Here is a 17,351-nt window from a genome sequence, read left to right as displayed (position 1 = left end):
TAAAGTGAAATAATGTAGTGGATGCTTTTTATAATACTTTATTTTAGTTTTTTTTTAAAGATGAAATTTCCTAAAAAATAGAGTAATAAAGTAAATATACTTGAGTAAACAGTGTTAATAAGTACTTTATAAAAATTATAAATGCTAAAATTAATCAAACTAAACAATATGAAGTGATGTATGAGTGTTAAAATTAATGTATAATTAAAAACCTTATCAAACGTTTCTTGTTTTAAACTGAATAATAAGTAATCATGTTCATTTTTTTTAAATATTTTTTTTATAAAAAAGAGTCTTATGTAAGCAATAAACAAAATTGAAAAAGCATGTATCCCTCCTGAGTTTGAAAAAGAATCTACAGATAATCCAAGTAAAAAAGCTATGCTTAAAAAAGGAAATCTGTTGTTGTTTAAAGGATATAAAAAAACAAAAATAATGTATAAATAAGGGTTTATGTATCCTAAAAACAAAATATTATTTAAAACAAGTACTTGTAATAGAAGTAAGAAAATAAATAAAAATATAATATAAATTGAATTATTCATTTTTGTTTTCTACGCTTTTAATTTCCTTTTTATTAAGGTTTGTAACAATTTGGACATGCCTTAAATTAGTCATATCGTTAAATAATTTAATATTAATAGTGTTAGATGCTGATAAGTTTTTAGGAATATCAATAACAGTTCCTATCAAAATATTTTCAGGAAAAATAGTTGATTTACCCCCTGTAACAATAGTGTCTCCTATTTTAAAAATTGCTTGACGAGGTAAGTCTGTTAATTGAACAGTATTAAAATTTTGTCCATTCCATTTTAACGTACCATAATGATTGTTATTTTTAAAAGAAGCGTTTATTTTACTATTTGAATTTAAAATAGATTGAACTCTAGTAAATTTATGACCAACATTATCTGTTATTCCTATAATTCCTTTACTATTGATAACAGCCATTTCTGTAGTAACACCATGTTCATAACCTCTGTTTAAGGTAATAAAATTATCAATATTATTATAGGTGTTATTCGTTATTTTACTGTTTATATATAAGAAATTCTGAGCATAATTTGTAGAGTCTATGTATACTTTTGTAGTATCAATAACACTATATAATAAAGATAATTTATTTTTTAGTATTGTATTTTCTTCTGAAAGTTCTCTATTATTTTTCCTTAAGTCTAGGTACTCTAAAAAGTCAGATGATGTTTGATAAAGTCCTCCAGTTATAAAATTAGTGGAACTAATAAATTTACTTCTATGAAAAGAATTATTATTAATAATTAATGCAACAGCAATAATTTCAAGAAATAGAAAAAACAAGAAGTTTTTATACCTCTGAAAGAAATAGAAAAGCTGTTGCATAAAATAGTCATTCAATAATTTATTTGATCAATACAGATTTGTATTTTTCAAGGTTTTTTAAGGCAATTCCTGTTCCACGAACAACTGCTCGTAGAGGGTCTTCGGCAATATAAACAGGTAAATCGGTTTTTCTAGATAAACGTTTATCTAAACCCCTAAGCATAGAACCACCACCAGCCAGATATATACCTGTATTGTATATATCAGCAGCTAATTCTGGCGGTGTTTTAGATAGTGTTTCCATTACAGCATCTTCGATACGTAATATTGACTTGTCTAATGCTTTGGCAATTTCTCTATATGACACTTGTACTTGTTTAGGTTTACCACTTAGTAAATCACGTCCTTGTACCATCATGTCTTCTGGAGGGTCTTCTAAGTCTTCAGTAGCTGAACCTATTTTTATTTTTATTTTTTCGGCAGTAGTTTCACCTATATGTAAGTTGTGTTGCGTACGCATGTAATACATTATATCATTGGTAAATAAATCACCAGCAACTTTTACAGATTGGTCACATACTATTCCTGCAAGTGCAATAACAGCTATTTCTGTAGTACCACCTCCTATATCAATAATCATATTTCCTTTAGGTTCCATAATATCTATGCCAACACCAATAGCTGCAGCCATTGGTTCGTAAATTAAATAAATTTCCTTAGCATTCATGTGTCGACCAGAATCAATAACAGCTCGTTTTTCTACTTCTGTAATTCCTGAAGGAATACAAATAACCATTCGTAATGAAGGAGGGAAAAGTTTCTTTTTAATAGCTGGAATTTGCTTAACAAATTCTTTAATCATTTCTTCAGAAGCTTGAAAATCAGCAATCACACCATCTTTTAACGGACGAATGGTTTTTATATTTTCATGAGTCTTTCCTTGCATTCTACTAGCTTCATGACCAGTGGCAATAATCTTACCTGTTATTCGGTTACGTGCGACAATAGATGGATTGTCGATGACAACTTTACCATTGTGGATTATAAGTGTGTTTGCAGTACCTAAATCAACTGCAATATCTTCCGTCATAAAATCGAAGAATCCCATATAAAGTCCGTTGTTTTACTTGTTTTTAATGTGTTTTCACAAATCTAGTTAAAATCTGCGGGTATTTCACATTGAATATGATTAATGTTTAAAATGTCTTGTTCCTGTAAAAACCATAGAAACATTATTGTTATTACAATAATCAATACTTAATTGATCTTTAATTGATCCTCCTGGCTGAATTACACTTTGTATTCCTGCGTTTTTTGCGATTTCTACACAATCAGGGAAAGGGAAAAAAGCATCACTTGCCATTACCGCTCCGTTTAAATCAAAATTAAAAGTTTTTGCTTTTGTAATTGCTTGTGTTAAGGCATCAACTCTACTTGTTTGCCCTGTTCCACCAGCTAATAATTGCTTGTTTTTTACTAAAATAATTGTATTGGATTTAGTGTTTTTACATAATTTAGACGCAAATAATAAATCGTCTAATTGAGCAGTAGTAGGTTTTGTATCAGTAGGATAAGATAAATCTTCTAATTTATCAGTAATTGTATCTTTATCTTGTACCAAAACACCGTTTAATGCAGTTCTAACAGTTTGTGTAGGTAAAGCTGTTTCTTTTTGAATTAACAGCACTCTGTTTTTCTTACCTTTTAAAATAGCTAAAGCATCATCATCAAAAGAAGGAGCAATGACTACTTCACAAAATAATTTATGAATTTCTTCGGCAGTTGCTTTATCTATGTTAGTATTTGAAATTAAAACACCTCCAAAAGCAGATGTAGGATCACCAGCTAAAGCATCAGTATATGCTTGATAAATAGTTTCTCTTTGTGCAAAACCACAAGCATTATTATGCTTTAAAATAGCAAATGTTGGTGCCTCTCCTTTAAATTCATTGATTAAAGTTACAGCAGCATCAACATCTAATAGATTATTATAACTTAATTCTTTTCCGTGTAATTTATTAAACATTGCGTCTAAATCTCCAAAGAAATAACCTTTTTGATGTGGATTTTCACCATATCTTAACGTTTTAGAAGTCGTTTCACTTGCTTTGTAAACAACTTCATCTTCATTAAAATAGTTGAAAATTGCTGTATCATAATGAGAAGAAACATTAAATGCTTTTGCTGCTAATTTCTTTCTATCAGAAATTGTTGTGTTTCCGTTAGTTTCAGTAATTAAATTTAAGAAATCACCATATTGTTCCATTGAAGAAACAATAATTGTGTCTTTAAAATTTTTAGCTGCTGCACGAATTAATGAAATTCCACCGATATCAACTTTTTCAATAATATCTTGTTCAGGAGCTCCTGAAGCTACTGTTTTTTCAAAAGGATATAAATCAACAATCACTAAATCTAATTGCGGAATGTTGTATTCTTTCATTTCGGCAACATCTCCTTCATGGTCTTGACGATTTAAAATTCCTCCAAATACTTTTGGATGTAATGTTTTTACACGTCCGCCTAAAATAGAAGGATATGAAGTAACTTCTTCCACAGGTACTACGTTTATACCTAATTCTTTGATGAATTTTTCTGTTCCACCAGTTGAATAAATAGTAACGCCTAGGTCGTTTAATTTTTGTACAATTGGAGCTAATCCGTCTTTATGAAATACCGAAATTAGTGCAGATTTGATTGTTTTTGTGTTGTTCATTGTTGCAGTGTTGTTAAGCGCGCAAAGCTACTAAAAGCGTGAAGCTTATACAATAATTATTTTGATTTGTTATGAAATAAATAACGCTACTTTTTTACAGGCGTATTCTAATAGATTTTCATCATCTGCTGTAAAAACATTTGCGGTATGTGAATCGATATCAATTTGACCGATGTTCTGATTATCAACAAAAATAGGAATTACAATTTCTGATTTCACTTTCCAGCCACAAGAAATATAATTGTCTTGTTCTTTCACATCTTGCACCACAAAATTTTCATTACTAACGGCAACTTGTCCACAAATTCCTTTTCCGAAAGGAATAATGGTGTGTTCGGTTGGTTCTCCATGGAATTGCGCTAATTTTAATTCGTCTTTATCGCCATTTTTAAAATAAAAACCTACCCAATCATAATATGAAATTTCGGATGCTAAATAATCACAGATTTGTTGTAATTTTTCTTCTTTAGAATGATTGTTTTCTGCAATGTTATTTATGTTACTTTTTAATTCTTGTAAATTCTGTAAGCTCATTTTGATATTTTTTAAGTAAAAGTTAAGCTACAAAAATAGTTTTAACAATTCTTTTAAATACTGATTTTTTAAATTTTTCGTATCTTTGTTTTCAATGAAACAACTATTTACAAAAATAACGACCCTATTATTAGCTTTGCTAGTGATGTTTTCTACCTTTTCTTTTACGGTGGTAAAACATTATTGTGGTGATTTTTTAGTAGCTGTTTCTTATGTCGGCAAAGCAGATACTTGTGGAACATCAGTAGTAAAAGATACTTGCGAAACGGTTCATAAAAAAAAGAAATGTTGTAAAGATGAACTTTCTCAAATAGAAGGACAAGACAATATTCAAAAAGTTTCTTTACAAAAAATAAGCTTTGATTCCGCAAAGTTATTTATTGCGTTTAACACTTTTTATACATTATTTTTTCAAGAAATTGAGCAAGAAAAGGCTGTTTATAAGCAATATTTCCCACCAGATTTTAAGGTAAACTTTCAAATACTTCATCAAGTTTTTATTATATGATTTAGCAATTTTTATTAAGTATTTACGTCAATTTTCACGTCATTTTTATGAAATGAAAAGTAAATATGTAACAAATTATTGTTGAATTTAATACTATAAAATCATGAAAATAAATATATTCGGTATTTTTATACTGATTTCTACTGTTGTCTTTTCTCAAAATGAATTTAAAGGCATGATTATGAACGAACATAATCCAAAAAATAATTTAGGCGTTTACGGCGCAAGCGTTCATTGGTTAGACACAAGTGTAGGTGTTACTACTAATGAAAAAGGTTGGTTTACGATTCCGTATGAAAAATCATATAAAAAATTAGTCGTGAGTTTTGTCGGATTTAAAACCGATACAATTACGATTAATACTACTGATAATTTAAAACCGATACATCATTTTTTAACGGAAAATAGCACGTTAGAAGAAGTAACAATTAATTCTAAAAAAAAGGGAATTGAAAAATCATATTTTCATTCTCAAAATTTAGTAACCATTAATAGTGCCGAATTATTAAAAGCCGCTTGTTGTAATTTAGCAGAAAGTTTTGAAACAAACCCATCAATTGATGTTAATTTTTCGGATGCTTTAACGGGCACAAAACAAATTCAAATGTTGGGTTTAACAAGTCCGTATTTGTTAATAACTCAAGAAAATATTCCGTCTATTCGAGGTGCATCTCAAGCATTCGGACTTTCATTTACACCAGGAACTTGGGTGGAAAGTATTCAAATTACCAAAGGTGCAGGAAGTGTTGTTAATGGATATGAAAGTATTTCAGGGCAAATAAATGCAGAATTGGTAAAACCGTTTACAAATCATCGGTTGTTTGCAAATGTTTATGGATCAGCAGGAGGGAGGTTGGAATTTAACACGCATTTTAATCAAAAAGTAAGCGATAAATGGCAAACAGGGCTTTATATCCACGGAAATTCTAGAAATCAAAAATTTGATAAAAACAATGATAATTTTCTAGATAATCCAGTAGCCAAACAGGTTAATATTATGAATCGCTGGCAATATGTTGATGCCGAAAAAGGATGGATTAGCTTTATTAATTTTAGATATTTAGATGATAATAAACAAGTTGGTCAGATAGATTTTAATCCTGACAAAGATAAAGGTTCTACTACTGTTTGGGGAAGTGAAATTAATACAAAACGTTTTGATACATCGGTTAAATTAGGTTATGTTTTTCCTGATTTACCTTTTCAAAACATTGGAGTTCAGGCGGCTTATAGCAATCATAAACAAAATTCTTATTTCGGATTAAGAGATTATAATATTCAACACCAAAGCTTTTATAGTAATGTTATTTTTAATTCAATTATTTCTGATACTAGAAATAAATTTAAAACGGGAATTAGTTTTACGTATGATACCTATGATGAATTTGTCAAAGTTGTCACAGCTCAAAATTATGATCGTAAAGAAAATTCATTAGGTGTATTTTTTGAATATGCTTATGATAATGCTGATGATTTAAGTATTACTGCTGGGATAAGAGCAGATACTCACAATTTATTGGGGACTTTTTTAACGCCACGTTTACACGTCCGTTATACGGCTTGGGAAAAAGGAGTTTTTAGAGCATCCGTAGGAAGAGGAAAAAGAAGTGCGAATATTTTTGCTGAAAATCAACAGTTTTTTGCATCCTCTAGAAATTTAAATATAGAAAATAAAGGAGGCGAGGTTTATGGTTTAAATCCTGAAATAGCATGGAATTATGGTATCTCTTTTCTACAAGGTTATAAGTTATTTGGTAAAAAAGGAGATGTTACTTTTGATTTTTATCGAACAGATTTTCAAAATCAAGTAGTGGTCGATTGGGAAAATCCGCAAGAAATAGCTTTTTATAATTTAAACGGAAAAAGCGTTGCTAATAGTTTTCAGTTAGAGGTAAATCAAAATATAATTCCTTATTTTAATACCCGTTTTTCATATAAACATTACGATGTAAATATCGATTTTAAATCAGGGAATTTAGATAAAGCTTTACAAGCTAAACATCGTTTTTTTGCAAATGTATCTTATGAAACATCAAAAAAAGAAAATGATGCCCATTGGAAATTTGATGTAACCTATAATTGGATAGGGGAGCAGCGATTACCAAATACGAAATCAAATTTAGTAGCACATCAGTTGCCAGAATATTCAGAAAGTTACAATTTAGTAAATGCACAGATGACTAAAGTGTTTTCAAAGAAGTTTGAAGTTTATGCAGGTGCTGAAAATATAACAAATTATAAACAACAAAATCCAATTATAGACAGTGAAAATCCATTTGGTGCAAATTTTGATACTACAATTATATATGCACCCATATTTGGAAGTAATTTTTATGCAGGTTTAAGATTTAAAATAGATTAAAATAAAATAAGATGAGAAAAATAGCAGTAGTACTAGTAATTTTATTGATAAGTGTGTCTGTATCGGCACAAAAAAAGAACAAAAATGCCAAGGTTTCTTTAGATGTTGATGGTGTTTGTATGATGTGTAAAGGACGTATTGAGAAAGCAGCTTTAAATTGTAAAGGTGTAAAATATGCACAATGGAATGTGAACACACATGAGTTAAAATTAATTGTTGATGAGCGTAAAACCGATGTTAAAACAATTCAACAAAGTATAGCTAATGTTGGTCATGACACCAAGGCTGTAAAAGCACCAATAGCAGCTTATAATGATTTACATGGATGTTGTAAATATAGAAGTGAAGAAATAAAAGAGGATCATAAGAAAGAATAACACAAAAAAAATCCCGAGTTTTAAACTCGGGATTTTTATTTATAAAAAATTTTATAACATTTTTAAAGTGTTTACTTCTTGGTCGGTTAACTCACGCCATCTACCACGAGGTAAATTACGTTTAGTCATTCCTGCAAAAATAACACGATCTAGTTTTGTAACTGCGTATCCGAAGTTTTCAAATATTTTACGTACAATTCTGTTTCTTCCAGAATGTATTTCAATACCAACTTCTGTTTTTCTTTCACCTTCTACATAAGAAACGGCATCAATAAAAACTTTTTTACCTTCAATAATAACATCACCACGTAATTTATCTAAATCTGATATAGATAATTTCTTATCTAAAGAAGCTTGGTATAATTTACGCACATTATGCTTTGGGTGTGTTAATTTTTTAGCTAACTCACCATCGTTTGTAAATAATAATAAACCAGTAGTGTTTCTATCTAATCTTCCAACAGGATAAATACGTTCTTTGGTTGCATTATCTACAAGTTCCATAACTGTTTTACGACCACGTTCATCTTCCATGGTAGTAATATAGTTTTTAGGCTTGTTTAATAAGATGTAACGTTTCTTTTCAATTGAAATTAAAGATCCATCAAAACGAACTTCATCGGTAGGTTGTACCTTATAGCCCATTTGTGTCATTAATTTTCCGTTTACAAAAACACTACCGTGTTCAATATAGGTATCGGCTTCTCTACGAGAACAAATTCCTGAATTAGAAATGTATTTATTTAAACGAATTCCAGCAGTTTCGTCATTGCTTACTTGCTCATTTGCTTTGGCTGCTGGTTTTTTAAAATCTTTTTTAAACTGTTTTTTGTTATCAGAAGAGCTGGTTGCAAATCTTGGTTTTTCTGATGATTTTCTAACAGGTCTATCGTTTTTCTCAGTTTTTTCAGATCTAAATGGTTTTTTTTCACGAGGATTGCTGTTCTTGTCAGCCTGTCGTCCTCTCGACGAGTTTTTTGAATTCATAATTTTATTTTAATAAACAAGCAAAGGTACAGTAATTATTTGATTTTTAATCTAAAGCAATAACCACTTTATCTAAAATTAAAGACTTGTCTATAAATAATAAACTAAACACTCCTATTAATAACAATATTTTTAATATATTGTGTAAGAGACGATATTGATTTGTTTCTGTAGCTGTCCAAGTATAAAATCCAATAATAACTAAAACAATTGCAGCTAAATAAAAGTAGTATTTCATATACTCAATTGCCGGATAATTAAATAAAATACCTATTGGTAATAAGGTTAAAATCATTAACAAAATGATTAGTTTCTTTGTTTTTTTTTCTCCATATTTTACTGGAAATGTGTTATAATTATTAATAATAGCACCTTTAATATTTTCTAAATTTTTTATTAATTCTCGAATAAGTATAATTAAAAAAAGAAATATTGCATGTACAAAAATTACTTTAGAGAAGTTTTTGTAGTGTACAAAAATTACAAAAAAAGGAAGTATCGTTAAAATGGTAACACTTATTAAACCTATAAATGGGTGTTTTTTTAATTTATGAGAATAAAACCAAATTCCGAATATATAGACTGCAAAAAATAAAGCAGCTCTCCATGAAACAAGCCATCCGAAGATAAAGCCTACAAAGTTTAATGTAAAGTATAATGATAATTTAGTTTCTTGTTTTACGTAAGAATCCAAGTTTGATTTTATAGGTCGATTTATTTTATCGGCATCTTTGTCGTAAAAATTATTAATAATATACCCAGAAGCAACTACGCAAATTGTTGCTATAACGAGGTATAATAAATGCCAGTCAAAAAGTACTGGTTTTATTGACTTGTAATCTGAAAAAATAAAAATAGCAGCCAAATATTGGGCTGCTATTAAAACTAAAATATTATAACCTCTAATAACTGATAGAAGACTAAGTGTTTTTTTTATTGTTTTATTAATTTTTAATCTATTCATGGTGTCTATTAATTAAAATCGATACACCAATTCTAATTTATAACCATTCAAACTTGTTTTAGCTTTTTCATAATCTTCAGTAAAGCCTAAAATATAACCACCACCACCAGAACCACAAAGTTTTAAGTAGTACTCATTGGTTTTAATTCCTTTTTCCCAAACTTTATGAAAAGCTGTAGGAATCATAGGTTTAAAGTTTGTTAAAACAACTTTTGATAATTTTTTTACGTTTCCAAATAATGATTTTATATCTCCTTGTAAAAAATTATCTATACAAGCATCAGTATGTAATGAAAACTCTTCACTTAGCATTTTTCTAAAGCCTTCGTTTTTCATTTTATTCATAAAAATGTTAACCATTGGTTCAGTTTCACCTACTTGTTCAGAATCTAGTAAAAAAACAGCTCCTTTTCCTTTTTTTTGTGAAGGTATTCCTGCCGCTTCAATATTTTCTTTTGAATTTATTAAAATAGGTAAACTTAAGTATGAGTTTAAAGGGTCTAGTCCTGAACTTTTACCGTGAAAAAATGATTCCATTAAAGAAAACACCTGTTTTAAAACCAACAGTTTGTCACGTGTTAAGTTTTCTAAAACAGTAATTTTGCTATTAGCGTACTTATCATATATAGCGGCAACTAATGCTCCTGAACTACCAATGCCGTAGCCTTGTGGTATAGATGAGTCAAAGTACATACCGCTATCAATATCACTTTTAAATGAAACTAAATCAAATGAAACTATATTTGAGTTTAATTTATATAGGTAATTATAAAATATCTTTAAACTTTTGTTTGATTTTTCAGCTTCACCAGTTAAATTACTGGTTTTTTTTAAAACACCTTTATACGAATTAAAAGGAATAGCTAACCCTTTAGAGTCTTTTATAATTCCATATTCGCCAAAGAGTAATATCTTAGCATAAAATAAAGGTCCTTTCATAATTATTTTAAATTTCGAAACAAATGTACAAGTAAAAGTGTTTGCTTACAAACTAGTATACGTTTTTGTAAAAAGTTTTCCAAACACCAACTTTTTCATTGTTTCTATATTTTCCTTTTGTTTTTATTTTTCCATTTTTATAAAACGTTTTCCATACGCCTTCTCTTTTATGATTACTATATTTTCCTTGTTCTTTTAATTGACCTGTATTATAAAATACTTTTATAACTCCTTCTAATTTTCCTTTATTATAATTTGCAACATAATGAGGCTTACCATTTTGGTGGTAAAATAAAACTAGACCATCAAATTTTTCTTGGTTTATTTTTTTGATCTCACTATAACCTTCCATTTGAATTTGACCATTTTTATAATAATCAACAATCCAGAAACCTTTTTTTATTCTTTTAGGGCTTGGTCTGTAATATTTGTGATTTTCTTTAGTAGTTTGTATCCAATTCTCATTAAACCAAATTGTTTCTTGAGCTCTTACTACCGTAGTTAACAAACCAACAATCATTAACATTAATAATGTTGTAGTTTTCATGTTGTTTTAAATTATATTTTTTTAGAACCTAAACCTACTGTATCAGTAATATACTGTTTTTTTTGGCAATAATTACTTAAAGTGTTTTTTATAAATAATTCGATTTCTTTTTTTTCTGAATTAGGATATAGTACGTGAACATTTGCACCAGCATCTAAGGTAAAGCATATATTACTATTATTTTGTTCTCTATATTCCCATATTTTATTAATAATTTCTAAAGTATTTGGTTTCATTAAAATAAAATACGGGTTACTTGTAAGCATCATAGCATGTAACGTTAAGGCTTCACTTTCTACTAATGCAATAAATTTTTTAATGTTTCCATTTTGTAGAATTTTAGATATTTGATTTAAGTTATCATTAGCTTGTTTAAAACGTTGTGTTGCATACGGATGATTATGCATTAAGTTATGCCCAATAGATGAAGAAACTTGCTTTTCTTCCTTGTCGACTAACAATATAGTATCACAATAATTTTCAAAAATAGGGTGTACTTTATTAGGATATTTAACACCATATAAATCAGAACTACCTTTAATTTCAGGATGTTTTCCCCAAACAACTAAGGGACCTTCAATACTTCTACTAGCGCTTCCAGAGCCTAAACGAGCCAAAAAAGACGCTTTTTTATTAATGAAATCAGTTGTTAAATTAGGGTTTAATTCTTTTTCTAAACTCAATAAGCACATAGCAATAGCACTCATTCCACTGGCAGATGATGCAATTCCGCTACTATGTGGAAATGAATTTTCAGAATAAATCATCATTTTATAGTCTAAGATGTACGGACAGTATTCTTGTATTCTTTCGAAGAATTTTGCAATTTTAGGTTTGAAATCGTCTTTCTTTTTTCCTTCAAAAAATAATTCAAAAGTAGCAGTTCTACTTTTTGATGTTCCTGTTATTGTTGGTATTTTTTCAAAATCAATTGTTGTAATTGTATGACAATTATTTAGCGTAAAACTGATAGATGCATTTTTAGGGATTTGCGGTTCGCTTTTTCCCCAATATTTTACCAAAGCAATATTACTCGGTGTTTGCCATGTATAGCTTGCGTTTATAATTGTTTCTAATGTTTTTTTTGAAATAAAATCTGCTGTGTTCAATTTTTCGGCTATTTAAAAACAAAGATATGTAAAGATATGTTTTGTAGCAGTTATTTAACAACGAAAAAAAGGCTGTCTTTTCAGACAGCCTTTTTAGGTAAAGAAAGATATTATTTCTTTATATTAATTAACATCCCAAAATATTTTGGTAGTCATTTTGTCTCCTCCAATTTTAGCTGCAGCAGCTTCATAATTAGCTTTGTTATTTACTCTTGAACTAGAAGGATAAATAACTCTTGTAGGAACTTTACCTTGAGCATCATTAACAGCATTTATAGGGGCTGTTAAAATAGGATAGTCTAAACGACGATATTCTGTCCAAGCTTCAAAACCTCTATTGTAATATGCTATCCATAATTGTTGTGCAATTTTTTGAATATCTGTTCCTTGAGCAGTACTGAAAGCAACGTCAGTTCTAGCTAAATATGTATTAGTATCAGCAGTTGAAACACCCCAATAATTCATACTTGCTTTTATACCATTCTCATAATGAGTTGCGGCATTTCCTCCTACAGAAAAACCTCTACTAGCAGCCTCTGCTAAAAGAAAAGAAGTTTCAGCGTAGTCAAAAATAATACCATCTGAATCTTGTGCTTTTATTTTAGTTCCTTGTGTAGATAAGTTTGCGTGAACTCCACCTTGTGCATATGATGCTCCTAAATATTGACCTCCAACTTTACTAGTAGGGTCTAAAAACACATCTAATCTAGGGTCTTGTTTTGAACTTAAAATCTGTATTAAGTATGATGTAGGAATTAATGAAGACTCTTCAACTAATGTAGTATAAGCAGGATTAGCTTCGTTAGTATTTGGCATATAAAACATAATTGAATTATCTGCATTATTATCTATAACACCAGACGCGTATGCTTCTTCCGCTAATTGTTTAGATTTGGAAGCGTCTATGTCATATAAATGAAGTGCCATTTTTAGTTTGATACTGTTAGCTAATTTTTTCCATTTACTAACATTTCCTTTATTTATCAAATCAGCATTACCAAAACTACCATTAGTTGTATCCAATGAGTTAATTGCTAACGTTATCCTGTCAACTAAGTCTAAATAAATAGTCTCTGCATCATCATATTTAGGAGTAGGAAAGTTCAGTAAATCTATAGCTTCACTGTATGGCACATCTCCAAAAATATCTACAAGTGTCATGTAAGCATTAACAATTTGAATTTCAATAATTGCTAATTTATTATTTTTAACAGCTAATTCATCTGAAGAAAATGTTTCTTGGAGTTCAATAAATTTTTTAGCATCATATAGATTAGGTAAAACACCAATGTAAAAAGAACTGAAATAACTACTACCCAAATCTCTCTTCTCTTGATTATAGATGTCTTCATCAAAATAAGTTGATGATGTCCATTGTTGAGCATATTTTCTAAAGTTATTATCATTTACACTTGCGTTATGTAAAAAATAATTCGAAGATTGCTGTGCTTTACTCATCAAAGCTTCAGCTATAGGTTGCTCGTATGCTTTTGTATCAGTGTTTAAAGACTCTAAGTTACCACAAGAGCTAGTCACTAATAATGAAGAGATAGCTAACGCTAAAACTCCTTGTTTATATATTTTTCTCATCTTAAAAGTTGAATTTCACGTTAAAGTTAATTTCTTTGGTACTAGGCATAACCCCAGTTTGAAAACCTTGTAAGTTACCTGATGATGAAGCAGCTTCAGGGTCAGCATATGGTAAATTTTTGCTAATAATCCATAAGTTGCTAGCACTTGCTGATAATGTAATACCTTTAATAAAATTATTGTCTAAATACTTAGAAGGTAAGCTATAGCTTAAAGCAACTTCACGTAATTTTACATAAGAAGCATCATATACAAAAGCTTCTTCGGGCTTATTATTTCCAGTATTATAATCTACTCCAATTATCTTCGTGTTAGGTGTGCCATCAGCTAAAACACCTGGGTTTATAATACCTCCACTATCTGCACCTGATGTAACAGGGTCACGCATAGGATTTCCTAAGTGATTGTTTCCTACTGTATTTAAATAAAGTCCTGTTGTTTGACCGTACTTTTGATCTAAAGAAAAAACATCTCCTCCTTTTTTTATGTCAATTAAAAAACTTAAGTTAAAGTTTTTATACGTAAAAGAGTTGTTAATACCTGCTAACCAATCAGAATTCACATCACCAATAATAGCATCATCTACAACTTCATAGTTTCCATTAGCGTCAACTACACGTTGTCCTTTGTCATTACGTAAAAAACCTGTACCAACCATAAGCCCTAAGGGTTTGTCCAATTGAGCTACTGATTTTACTCCTTGGAATCGTCCAATTTCATATTGTTCTAAATTATTATATAGCTTTCGCATTTTATTTCTATTCTTGCTCCAGTTAATGTTAGTATTCCAAGTAAAATTTTCTGTTTTTACAGGAACTAAACTAAGACCTATTTCAATACCTTCATTTTCAACTTCTCCTGCATTAACATAAGCATAACGAGTTCCAGTAGTAATAGCTGTTGTTATGTCCATAATTTGGTCATAAGTTACTGATCTATATACAGAAAGATCTAAACCAACTCTATTTTGTAAAAATTTAAGGTCTAATCCGGCTTCATAACCAGCTGTACGCTCGTTTTTTAATTCGGAGTTGTTTTTAGTAGTAGATAGTCTGAAAATAGGAGTTCCTAAATAGTTTGTATCCTTGTAATAAACGTCTTTGATACTAGCAAATGTTGCATCACTACCTGTTTCAGCGTAATTTAAACGTAACTTACCAAAAGAAAACCAATCAGCTTTTAAGTGTTTACTAAAAATATACGTACCTGAAATTGAAGGATAAGTATAAGTATTATTCTCTGTAGGTAATGTAGATGATTCATCCACCCTATAAGTTCCTTCTAGATAAAAAGTATCTGAAAAACTAAAAGAAGCATTAGCATACACACTATTAGTTCCAATAGTAATTAAATTTTCGGTAATTGGCTCTGGATCATCGATTGAATTCCCTATAGAGTATACACCAGGAGCCAATATACCTCCATTTGTTTCAGCATAAGTATTTCTATTTTTAGAACGTCTAGCATTTGCTCCTACTAAACCTGTAAACCCAATGTTATCAGTAATATCTGTTTTAAAGTCTAAGATTAAGTCCATATTAAATTCTCTAAAAGATTTGTCATATCTTGAATATAGTCCTTTCAAGTTACTAACTCTTTTAGATCCAATAGCAACACGTTCTTCTTGAATTTGTGTATACGTATCAATACCTGCTCTTGCTGTAGCTCCCATCCATGATGTTAAAGCTGTATTTATACTGAAATTTCCGAAAAAACGATCCCTATTGAAGTTGTTGTAGTTTTGATATCTTTGAAAATAAGGATTGTCATGGTACTCAATTGCTCTATCGGTAAGATTGTTAATATTCCAGCTAATATTACGCTTCGTAGCAAAGTAAGCATTTTCCATTTGTTTAAAATCAACATTACTAGTGTAAAATTGTCTAATACTACTTAGGAAGTTGTTTCCTCCACTTCCATAACCTGTTTCATTTAATCCTAAAGCATCTGTTTTAATGTAATTTGCACTAGCAGTAACAGTTGTTTCTTCAGATAATTTATGAGTAGCCGCTAAACTAAAGTTGTCTTTTTTGTACCTACTATTTGGTAAAATACCTTCGTTCTGGTCATATTTAGTATATCCTAAACGAAATGAACTTGTATCTGAATTACCTTGTAAAGAAACAGAGTTAGTATAAGTGGTGCTTTTCTGAAAAAAGCTATTAGGATCATTTTTGGCAGCTACATAAGGTGTTGCTTTTCCATAACTATCTAACTCAGGGAAAAAAGAAGCCCAGTCATAAACTAATAAGCTAGAATCATATTTAGGTCCCCATGCAGCATCAAATCCAGTTTGAATTACAGGGTGAGTTCCACTGCCTAAATCAGCAGTACCATTAAAATCAGGATACCATAAATTATAACCACCACCATACTGTTTTTGATATTCAGGTAATGTATTTTTATCAGCAGTACCAATTGTTACACCACTATTTATAGTAACTCCAAATCCTTTTGCTTGTTTTCCTTTTTTAGTAGTTACAATAATAACACCGCTTGCAGCTCTAGATCCATATAATGCAGATGCTGCAGCACCTTTTAAAACAGTCATAGTTTCTATGTCATCAGGATTAATATCCGAAGCAGAATTTCCGTAATCATAACCACCAGTGTTACCTCCTGCTTTCTGGTCATCTGTATTGGTATTATCATTATTCATTGGTACACCATCAACAACCCATAAAGCTTGATTATTACCTGTTAAAGATGTAGTACCCCTAATTACAACATTAGTAGAACCACCAATGTTACCAGTTTTTCTAATAGAAACACCAGATACTTTACCTGAAATAGCATTTGCTACGTTAGATGTTGCTACTTTAGCTAAATCATCACCTTTAACTTCTTGGGTAGCATATCCTAATGATTTTTTTTCTCTTTTAATACCTAATGCTGTAACAACTACTTCTGTTAAAAGATTTTCATCATCTAATAAAACTGTGTTGATTTGGTTAGAGTTACCTACCGTTTTTTCAACTACCTTCTTACCGATAAAGCTAAAAACAAGAATGTCGTTTTGATTTGCTTTAATTGAATAATTACCATCAAAATCTGTTTCCACACCTTTTGTGGTACCTTTAATAATAATGCTAACACCTGGAAGAGCTCCAGATTCATCTGAAACAACTCCAGATATTGTTTTTTCTTGTCCAAATGTAATTTGAGTGACAAGAAAAAGTAGCCATAATAATGTTACTCTCATGTTTGTAAAATTTAAATTGTTTACTCAAAGAACTAAAAAAATATCTTTAGTAACTAATAAATGTTAATATAGTATTAGAATATGGTAGTTAATTATAATTTGATTTAGTGTTAATAAAAGGCTAAAGTTTACATTTTTTTTGTTACGATTATTGTATTGCTTAGGTGTTTTTTGTTAAATGCTTTTTTTTAATATAAAAAAAGGTATTTTTGTGTTT

The 17,351-nt window shown here is 29.7% G+C and carries 15 protein-coding genes; 3 read left to right on the top strand and 12 right to left on the bottom strand.

Features of this window, described 5'->3' with window-relative positions; translation table 11 throughout:
* Positions 1 to 38: 38 nt before the first annotated feature.
* The 5 genes from mreD to ACN5J4_RS05255 all read right to left on the bottom strand — a co-directional run bounded on the left by mreD (position 39) and on the right by ACN5J4_RS05255 (position 4,549).
* A complete protein-coding gene (gene mreD / locus ACN5J4_RS05275) occupies positions 39 to 545 on the bottom strand; it encodes a rod shape-determining protein MreD (RefSeq protein ID WP_418651066.1) in 507 nt (168 codons plus the stop codon).
* On the bottom strand, positions 538 to 1,359 hold the full coding sequence (gene mreC / locus ACN5J4_RS05270; RefSeq protein ID WP_418651065.1) for a rod shape-determining protein MreC: 822 nt from the start codon (positions 1,357 to 1,359) through the stop codon (positions 538 to 540). Before mreC ends, mreD begins: the two co-directional genes overlap by 8 nt.
* 19 nt (positions 1,360 to 1,378) lie before the next feature.
* Entirely contained in the window at positions 1,379 to 2,407 is a 1,029-nt protein-coding gene (locus ACN5J4_RS05265; RefSeq protein WP_418651064.1) for a rod shape-determining protein, read from the bottom strand.
* A gap of 81 nt (positions 2,408 to 2,488) precedes the next feature.
* Positions 2,489 to 4,015, bottom strand: coding sequence for a bifunctional phosphoribosylaminoimidazolecarboxamide formyltransferase/IMP cyclohydrolase (purH, locus tag ACN5J4_RS05260; protein WP_418651063.1), 1,527 nt, complete (start codon positions 4,013 to 4,015; stop codon positions 2,489 to 2,491).
* Positions 4,016 to 4,084: 69 nt separating this feature from the next.
* Positions 4,085 to 4,549 carry a GAF domain-containing protein gene (locus ACN5J4_RS05255; RefSeq protein WP_101917683.1) on the bottom strand — a complete coding sequence of 155 codons (465 nt, stop codon included), beginning with the start codon at positions 4,547 to 4,549 and terminating at the stop codon, positions 4,085 to 4,087.
* 94 nt (positions 4,550 to 4,643) lie between these two features.
* On the opposite strand from ACN5J4_RS05255, the gene ACN5J4_RS05250 reads away from it, so the two are divergent.
* The 3 genes from ACN5J4_RS05250 (at position 4,644) to ACN5J4_RS05240 (ending at position 7,796) form a co-directional block, all read left to right on the top strand.
* A complete protein-coding gene (locus tag ACN5J4_RS05250) occupies positions 4,644 to 5,057 on the top strand; it encodes an HYC_CC_PP family protein (protein ID WP_418651062.1) in 414 nt (137 codons plus the stop codon).
* Between the two features lie 103 nt (positions 5,058 to 5,160).
* Positions 5,161 to 7,419: a TonB-dependent receptor gene (locus tag ACN5J4_RS05245; protein WP_418651061.1), complete on the top strand. Its 2,259-nt coding sequence runs from the start codon at positions 5,161 to 5,163 to the stop codon at positions 7,417 to 7,419.
* Positions 7,420 to 7,430: 11 nt separating this feature from the next.
* Positions 7,431 to 7,796: a heavy-metal-associated domain-containing protein gene (locus ACN5J4_RS05240; protein WP_418651060.1), complete on the top strand. Its 366-nt coding sequence runs from the start codon at positions 7,431 to 7,433 to the stop codon at positions 7,794 to 7,796.
* Between the two features lie 51 nt (positions 7,797 to 7,847).
* Here ACN5J4_RS05240 and ACN5J4_RS05235 read toward each other — a convergent pair whose 3' ends face one another.
* The 7 genes from ACN5J4_RS05235 to ACN5J4_RS05205 form a co-directional block, all read right to left on the bottom strand.
* On the bottom strand, positions 7,848 to 8,783 hold the full coding sequence (locus ACN5J4_RS05235) for a pseudouridine synthase (protein WP_418651059.1): 936 nt from the start codon (positions 8,781 to 8,783) through the stop codon (positions 7,848 to 7,850).
* Positions 8,784 to 8,829: 46 nt separating this feature from the next.
* Positions 8,830 to 9,747, bottom strand: a complete 918-nt coding sequence (locus ACN5J4_RS05230; protein ID WP_418651058.1) for a geranylgeranylglycerol-phosphate geranylgeranyltransferase — start codon at positions 9,745 to 9,747, stop codon at positions 8,830 to 8,832.
* 12 nt (positions 9,748 to 9,759) lie between these two features.
* A complete protein-coding gene (locus tag ACN5J4_RS05225) occupies positions 9,760 to 10,686 on the bottom strand; it encodes a mevalonate kinase (RefSeq protein ID WP_418651057.1) in 927 nt (308 codons plus the stop codon).
* 52 nt (positions 10,687 to 10,738) lie between these two features.
* On the bottom strand, positions 10,739 to 11,233 hold the full coding sequence (locus ACN5J4_RS05220) for a toxin-antitoxin system YwqK family antitoxin (protein WP_418651056.1): 495 nt from the start codon (positions 11,231 to 11,233) through the stop codon (positions 10,739 to 10,741).
* An 11-nt stretch (positions 11,234 to 11,244) separates the two neighbouring features.
* Positions 11,245 to 12,342, bottom strand: coding sequence for a diphosphomevalonate/mevalonate 3,5-bisphosphate decarboxylase family protein (locus ACN5J4_RS05215; protein WP_418651055.1), 1,098 nt, complete (start codon positions 12,340 to 12,342; stop codon positions 11,245 to 11,247).
* A gap of 123 nt (positions 12,343 to 12,465) precedes the next feature.
* Entirely contained in the window at positions 12,466 to 13,932 is a 1,467-nt protein-coding gene (locus ACN5J4_RS05210) for a SusD/RagB family nutrient-binding outer membrane lipoprotein (RefSeq protein WP_418651054.1), read from the bottom strand.
* A gap of 1 nt (position 13,933) precedes the next feature.
* Complete coding sequence (locus ACN5J4_RS05205; protein WP_418651053.1) at positions 13,934 to 17,134, bottom strand: SusC/RagA family TonB-linked outer membrane protein; 3,201 nt, start codon at positions 17,132 to 17,134, stop codon at positions 13,934 to 13,936.
* Between the last annotated feature and the right edge of the window lie 217 nt (positions 17,135 to 17,351).

The organism is Tenacibaculum aestuariivivum, from assembly GCF_964507685.1.
In the GTDB taxonomy this organism is placed as follows: Bacteria; Bacteroidota; Bacteroidia; order Flavobacteriales; family Flavobacteriaceae; genus Polaribacter; species Polaribacter aestuariivivum.
This window is presented reverse-complemented; position numbering and strand designations above follow the sequence as displayed.

Excerpts from the sequence above, each read along its gene's own strand:
- ACN5J4_RS05225 (WP_418651057.1), bottom strand. The coding sequence starts at position 10,686 with ATGAAAGGACCTTTATTTTATGCTAAGATATTACTCTTTGGCGAATAT.
- ACN5J4_RS05245 (WP_418651061.1), top strand. The coding sequence starts at position 5,161 with ATGAAAATAAATATATTCGGTATTTTTATACTGATTTCTACTGTTGTC.
- ACN5J4_RS05240 (WP_418651060.1), top strand. The coding sequence starts at position 7,431 with ATGAGAAAAATAGCAGTAGTACTAGTAATTTTATTGATAAGTGTGTCT.
- ACN5J4_RS05205 (WP_418651053.1), bottom strand. The coding sequence starts at position 17,134 with ATGAGAGTAACATTATTATGGCTACTTTTTCTTGTCACTCAAATTACA.
- ACN5J4_RS05220 (WP_418651056.1), bottom strand. The coding sequence starts at position 11,233 with ATGAAAACTACAACATTATTAATGTTAATGATTGTTGGTTTGTTAACT.
- ACN5J4_RS05265 (WP_418651064.1), bottom strand. The coding sequence starts at position 2,407 with ATGGGATTCTTCGATTTTATGACGGAAGATATTGCAGTTGATTTAGGT.
- mreD (WP_418651066.1), bottom strand. The coding sequence starts at position 545 with ATGAATAATTCAATTTATATTATATTTTTATTTATTTTCTTACTTCTA.
- ACN5J4_RS05250 (WP_418651062.1), top strand. The coding sequence starts at position 4,644 with ATGAAACAACTATTTACAAAAATAACGACCCTATTATTAGCTTTGCTA.
- ACN5J4_RS05230 (WP_418651058.1), bottom strand. The coding sequence starts at position 9,747 with ATGAATAGATTAAAAATTAATAAAACAATAAAAAAAACACTTAGTCTT.
- ACN5J4_RS05235 (WP_418651059.1), bottom strand. The coding sequence starts at position 8,783 with ATGAATTCAAAAAACTCGTCGAGAGGACGACAGGCTGACAAGAACAGC.
- ACN5J4_RS05210 (WP_418651054.1), bottom strand. The coding sequence starts at position 13,932 with ATGAGAAAAATATATAAACAAGGAGTTTTAGCGTTAGCTATCTCTTCA.
- ACN5J4_RS05255 (WP_101917683.1), bottom strand. The coding sequence starts at position 4,549 with ATGAGCTTACAGAATTTACAAGAATTAAAAAGTAACATAAATAACATT.
- purH (WP_418651063.1), bottom strand. The coding sequence starts at position 4,015 with ATGAACAACACAAAAACAATCAAATCTGCACTAATTTCGGTATTTCAT.
- mreC (WP_418651065.1), bottom strand. The coding sequence starts at position 1,359 with ATGCAACAGCTTTTCTATTTCTTTCAGAGGTATAAAAACTTCTTGTTT.